The 5,363-nt window shown below is 72.5% G+C and carries 6 protein-coding genes and 1 pseudogene; 4 read left to right on the top strand and 3 right to left on the bottom strand.

Features of this window, described 5'->3' with window-relative positions; all coding sequences use genetic code 11:
- The first annotated feature begins 628 nt into the window (after nt 1-628).
- The 3 genes from VF825_RS06035 to VF825_RS06025 all read left to right on the top strand — a co-directional run bounded on the left by VF825_RS06035 (nt 629) and on the right by VF825_RS06025 (nt 2,838).
- Nucleotides 629-1,852, top strand: a complete 1,224-nt coding sequence (locus tag VF825_RS06035) for a cytochrome P450 (RefSeq protein ID WP_331111186.1) — start codon at nt 629-631, stop codon at nt 1,850-1,852.
- Nucleotides 1,849-2,079: a ferredoxin gene (locus VF825_RS06030; RefSeq protein WP_331111184.1), complete on the top strand. Its 231-nt coding sequence runs from the start codon at nt 1,849-1,851 to the stop codon at nt 2,077-2,079. The genes VF825_RS06035 and VF825_RS06030 overlap by 4 nt, the downstream gene beginning before the upstream one ends.
- A 273-nt stretch (nt 2,080-2,352) precedes the next feature.
- Nucleotides 2,353-2,838 (top strand): DUF5994 family protein, encoded by a 486-nt coding sequence (locus tag VF825_RS06025; RefSeq protein ID WP_331111182.1) that lies wholly within the window; start codon nt 2,353-2,355, stop codon nt 2,836-2,838.
- Between the two features lie 63 nt (nt 2,839-2,901).
- Here the strand turns inward: VF825_RS06025 and VF825_RS06020 are convergent, their stop codons facing one another.
- From VF825_RS06020 to VF825_RS20060, 3 genes and pseudogenes are all read right to left on the bottom strand, one after another.
- Complete coding sequence (locus tag VF825_RS06020) at nt 2,902-3,225, bottom strand: hypothetical protein (RefSeq protein WP_331111180.1); 324 nt, start codon at nt 3,223-3,225, stop codon at nt 2,902-2,904.
- Nucleotides 3,226-3,371: 146 nt separating this feature from the next.
- Nucleotides 3,372-3,620, bottom strand: coding sequence for a phosphotransferase-like protein (locus VF825_RS06015; protein WP_331111178.1), 249 nt, complete (start codon nt 3,618-3,620; stop codon nt 3,372-3,374).
- Nucleotides 3,621-3,685: 65 nt separating this feature from the next.
- Nucleotides 3,686-3,997 (bottom strand): annotated as a pseudogene (locus VF825_RS20060) (phosphotransferase-like protein); the annotation flags it as partial.
- Nucleotides 3,998-4,646: 649 nt separating this feature from the next.
- Between VF825_RS20060 and VF825_RS06010 the strand changes: the two are divergent.
- Nucleotides 4,647-5,363 (top strand): DUF222 domain-containing protein (locus tag VF825_RS06010; protein ID WP_331111176.1); only part of this gene is annotated, 717 nt, incomplete at its 3' end.

The following is a 5,363-nucleotide window of genomic DNA, read 5'->3' as shown; positions in this document are numbered from 1 at the left end:
TCCGTGACCGGCGCTGACCGCCCAGTCGAGGACGCCGAAGCGGCGCCGGACACGGCGCGAGCGTAGGCCAGCTGGAACCACCCCACGTCGGGCAAGGCCCAGTCATGCGCCACACGGTTCCTTCTGTCCGGGGCGATCAGTGGCCTTGAGCAGTCACGCTGGGGTCGCCGTGGCGGCCTGGCCTACGCGCTCGACCTGCGGGGGCGGCTCCGCTGACCTGCTAGTTTACCTCCCAGGAGCGGGCCAGAGGCTCCGCCCCGGCGCGCGGTTACTAACTCGAAAGCCGCGCGCAAGGATGGCGTCCGCACTAGCTTGACCCCGGGTACTACCCAATGCAGCCTGACGAACATCGGGCTGTCGCGCGCGGGAGGTGGCGGGAGACCGCCACCTACGTAGATGGGCCTAGTACATCCATGTAAGTAATGCCGATGCCGCACAATGAGCTTTGCTGAGCGAGCACAGTCGATTGCCGGTCCGCGGTGGGACGCGACAGATGACCCGCTGACGGCGGGGACGCATCACGCCGGAACGCGGTGTGCGCGCCCTCCCCGGGCGGCTCGCGCAGGCATACGCTCGAGGTGAGCGGCGCGTCATGCCCGCTCCACCGCATCCAGCGGAGGTGGTGCCGATGAGCACCTCGTACGCCCCCCTTGCCGGTCTGCCCCGCGAGCGGGCCTCGGTGTTCGACCCGCCTCCGGCCTACCGTCGGCTGCAGGCGACCGAGCCCGTCAGCCCGTTGACGTTCCCCGACGGCCGCGCCGGGTGGCTGGTGACCCGCTACGACGACGTGCGCGCCCTGCTGGCCGACCCGCGGATGAGCTCGCGCCGCAGCCTCGGCGCGAACCCGATCCGGCTGGTGCCCGAGGAGCTGAAGCCCTTCCTGCAGCCCCGGCGGGGCCAGTTCATCGGGCTGGACCCGCCCGAGCACACGCGCTACCGGCGGCTGCTGACGGGTCAGTTCACGGTGCGGCGGATGAACGCGCTGCAGCCGCGGGTCACCGAGATCGTCGACGAGCACCTGCGGGCTATGAGGGCGGCCGGGGCGCCGGCGGACCTCGTCAGCGCGTTCGCGCTCCCGGTGCCCTCCATGGTGATCTGCGAGCTCCTGGGCGTGCCCTACGTGGACCGGGCGGAGTTCCAGCAGCGCTCGCGGCTGCTGTTGTCGTTGACGTCGGAGGGGCCTGAGCTGCTGCGCGCCCGGGGCGAGTTCCGCGCCTACATGCTCGGGCTGGTCCGGGCCAAGCGTTCGACGCCGGGCGAGGACCTGCTCAGCGGGTTGGTGCACCTCGAGGGCCCGGACAGCCTCGACGACGAGGAGCTCATCAACATCGGCCTGTTGCTGCTCATCGCCGGCCACGAGACGACCGCCAACATGTTGGGGCTCGGGACGTTCGCGCTGCTGCAGCACCCGGCCGAGCTCGAGCGGCTGCGCGCGGACCCGGCGTCGGTCAACGGCGCCGTCGAGGAGCTGCTGCGCTACCTGACCATCGTCCAGTTCGGGCTGGTCCGGGTGGCCACCGAGGACGTCGTCGTCGGTGGCCGCACCCTCCACCAGGGGGACGCCGTGGTGCTCTCGCTGCCGGCAGCCAACCGCGACCCGGCCCACTTCACCGATCCCGACCGGCTCGACCTCGGTCGGGAGTACGTCGGGCACCTGGCCTTCGGGCACGGCGTCCACCAGTGCCTGGGGCAGCAGCTCGCGCGAGTGGAGATGCAGGTCGGGTTCACCCGGCTGCTGGCCACCCTGCCGGGACTGCAGCTGGCGGTGCCGCCGGAGCAGGTGCGCCTGCGCGACGAGATGTTCATCTACGGCGTCGAGGCGCTGCCGGTGACGTGGTCCGAGGCGACATGAGGGTCGTCATCGACCGGGACCGTTGCCAGGGCGCCGGGATGTGCGCGCTGACCGCGCCCGCGGTGTTCGACCAGAGCGAGGAGGACGGCCGGGTCGTCGTCCTCGACCCCGAGCCGGCCCCCGCGCTGGAGGCGGCCGTGGCGCGAGCGGCCCAGCTCTGCCCCAACGGGGTGATCAGTTTGTTCGGACCGGACGACGGGTCGGCCCCTCTCGGAGAGCAGGCATGACGCGCCAGCACCCACGGCGGTGAGCGCTGGCGCCGGTGAGCAGGCGGCAAGGCGTCACGGCAGGACCATGCAGGGGGTTGTCCGGGCGGCCGGTGAGGACACGGCATACCGCTCGTTCCGTTCGTGCAGGGGTCCTGCCGATGGTCCCGGACGGTGTCGGGGCGGCGACGTACGGTGGTTTGACCGGGGGCCTCCACCACGCGGACGCTCGGTCCTCGTCGTCCCCGGTGCACTGCTCCAGCTGGCCCGCACGGCCAGGGACGGATCTCCTTCATGACCGCCACCAACAGCAACAACCCCGGCGTCCCAGGCGGCACCGGTCCCCGGGACAGCGGACTTCCCCTGATCCCCCCGGAGCCCAGCCGCGAGGGCTTCCCCGACGGCGCCTGGTGCCCCCGCTCCGCGGACCTCGTGACCGAGCTCGGCACGCTGATCGAGGATCTGCGGGTCCAGGGCCTCGAGGTCCGGCGGGTCGTCTACAACCCCGAGCTGTGGGGACGAGCGCCCCGCCATGCCGTCATCGGCTCCCGGCCGATCGACCTGGGCACCTCGCGGGCGTTCTACCCCCACCTGGTGCGGCTGTTCCTCCGAGGCGGCCGTCCGTGGATCGACCTGCTGGTCATCTTCCCCACCGGACATGGAGTCCGGCCGACCGCGACGGTGCTTCCCCCGCCGCCGCAATGGCGTGACCTGACGCCCCAGCAGGTGTGGGAGTCCGAGGGCGGGCAGCTCCTGGACGGCACGGACACGACCACGTGAGGTGCGCACCCGGCATACCGGAGGCGCCTCGCACCGCGGTGAGGGGCGCCTCCGACGAGCCCGTCACATCGGGACGAGCTCGTAGATGTCGATCGCGAACCGGCCCTTGCCCTCGGTGAGGAACGGGTGGCCCTCGACGAGCCCGCGGGCGGCGGCGAGGTCGGCCGCCTCGACGATGGTGTAGCCGTTCTGCTCGCTCGGGGCGACCTCTGAGCCGTCGTCGGAGACGGCGACCCGGGAGCCGAACGGGCTGCCGAAGTCGACCAGCGAGCCGCCGACCTTGTTGCCCCAGTCGGTCCAGGCCTTCTGCAGCTGCTCGCCGACCTCGGGGCTGATGTCCTCCATCGGGGTCGCAGGGCCGCGGTAGAGGTAGATGAACTTGGCCATGTCAGTGGTCCTCTCGTGGAGCCGGGGGCGCGGCCGGTATGCCGTGCCGTCACCTCCGCGGGCCGCGCCCGGTGCGGGCCCTATCTCCTCGACGAACGCCCCGCCCGCGAATCGACACGGACCGTGGGCGCTCGGCACCGCACACCTCAGGTCTGGTGTCGCGACCTCAGGAGGCGGGCGAAGGCGCTGGGGGAGATGGGCTGGGCGAGGTGCGCCTTGACTTTCTCGGCGCACTGACGGGCGCTGAGGATGCTGGTGTCGACCTCGACGTCGTACACGCCGTGGGCGTGGACCTGCTCGAACTGGCTGGCCGCCTGCCCGATGGGGCGGTCCCCCCGGGCCGCCTCGCGGGCCACCGTCTCCTCCAGCGGGCAGCGGACACCGACGAAGACCACGCGGGGTTCAGGAGGTCGAGGCAGTCGGACAGGCGCCAGGCGAAGCTCAGCACGTGGTCGACGACGACGTTGTTGCCCGCGTCGGCCATGCCCGCCACGGCCCGGTGGAAGCCCATGGAGGTGCGCACGAGCTCGGCAGGCAGGTCCTCGTCGCTGATCTCGCGCTGGGAGCGCATGGCATGGATGGCATCGACCGGCAGGTGGAACCAGGTGCCGTCCAGGATCTCCAGGAGCTCGGCGGCGATGCTCGACTTGCCCGAGCTCGAGGTGCCGTTGAGCAGGATGACCGTTCCCTGTCGGGTCACGGCGGGGACCTGGGGGTCGGTGCGGTCCACGGGGTGGCCCGTGGCGGTGGCTGGCGACGTCTCTGGGGACATGGCGCGGATTCTGCCGTGACGGGTCGGTCTGATGTGGAGGATCGCGGCGGCCTGTCGGTGGTCGAATGTATGTTCGAACCATGCATCAGGGGGATCGTCGTCAGGGGGCCGCGGCCAGCGGCTCCGGTGGCGTGCCCGCCGCGGGGGGAGAGCGCCGACCCGGTCTGGTTGAGGTCGATCCGGGCGCTGACCTGACTTTGGCGCAGCGGCGGGAGCTGGTGCGGGCGGTGACCGCGGCGCTGGCCGGGGTGGAGGGGGTGTTGCACCAGGGGGTGGGGGCCGAGCTGGGGCCGTTCTTCGCCGAGCTGGACGCGCTGCGGCGGGGGTGTGAGGCCGGGCAGGTCGCGACCCTGGCCGAGGCGCTGGAGCGCGGGGAGGTGTCCTCCTCCACGTGTGCGTCGGCGGCGGGGTGGGTGCTGGCCCACAGTTCCTCCTACCGCTGCGGCGGTGCCGCGGACCTGGTCAAGGTGGCCTCGGCGTGCCTCGGGCGCCCGGTCGGGGCCGGGGCGGTGCAGGTGCTGGACCACGGGTCGGTGCAGCGGCTGCGTTCGTGCGTGCTGTCCGGGCGGGTCGGGGTCCGCGGCGCGGCGGTGGCGTTGGCGGAGCTGGCCAGGCTGGGCCCCCGGCTGACCCGGAAGCGCTGCCCACGGTGTGGGCGGGGTTCCTGCAGGTCGCGGAGCAGGGTGGGCCGCGGGAGGTGCGCGGGTTGCGGGAGCGGATCATCGCCACCTACGGCCGCCAGGACGAGTTCCAGGTCCGCCAGGACCGGCTTAAGCACGGGGTGAGCCTGTCCCCGGGCCGCAGTGATGACGGGATGGTGGAGTACTCCCTGCGGCTGGACCCCGAGGGCGCCTCGGTGCTGGAGGCGGCGATCGGGCCGCTGTCGGCGCCGAACCCGGTCGACGGGGTCTCCGACCTGCGCAGCAGCGACCAGCGGCGCGGGGACGCGCTGGTGCAGGCGCTGCGCCGGTCGGCCGCCGCGGGCGGGGACGCCCTGGCGCAGACCAAGGCGCAGCTCTTCGTGACGATGAACTACCAGGACCTCAGGGACGCCTGCGGGTCCGGCACCGTGCTCGGCAGCGGAACCCTGCTGGCGCCGGAGACGGTGCGCCGGGTCGCCTGCGACGCCGCCCTCATCCCGGTCGTGCTCGACACCCAGGGCGAGGTGCTCGACCTCGGGCGCAGCCGGCGCCTGTTCACCCCGGCCCAGCTGCGGTACCTGTGCCTGCGGGACGGCGGCTGCACCATCCCCGGGTGCAACGCGCCGCCGTGGTGGTGCGACGTGGACTTGCCCGTTTTCTGCGGACACCGGCCAGTGGTTTCGGCCACGGAGAGGTGTTCTCATGAGCACGTACTACTCGCAGGA

Origin of the sequence: Oryzihumus sp. (genome assembly GCF_036391795.1) — a bacterium.
GTDB lineage: Bacteria > Actinomycetota > Actinomycetes > Actinomycetales > Dermatophilaceae > Oryzihumus.
This window is presented reverse-complemented; position numbering and strand designations above follow the sequence as displayed.

What these genes read in the sequence shown, in the direction of transcription:
- VF825_RS06035 (WP_331111186.1), top strand. Translation starts at nt 629, where the DNA reads ATGAGCACCTCGTACGCCCCCCTTGCCGGTCTGCCCCGCGAGCGGGCC.
- VF825_RS06030 (WP_331111184.1), top strand. Translation starts at nt 1,849, where the DNA reads ATGAGGGTCGTCATCGACCGGGACCGTTGCCAGGGCGCCGGGATGTGC.
- VF825_RS06025 (WP_331111182.1), top strand. Translation starts at nt 2,353, where the DNA reads ATGACCGCCACCAACAGCAACAACCCCGGCGTCCCAGGCGGCACCGGT.
- VF825_RS06020 (WP_331111180.1), bottom strand. Translation starts at nt 3,225, where the DNA reads ATGGCCAAGTTCATCTACCTCTACCGCGGCCCTGCGACCCCGATGGAG.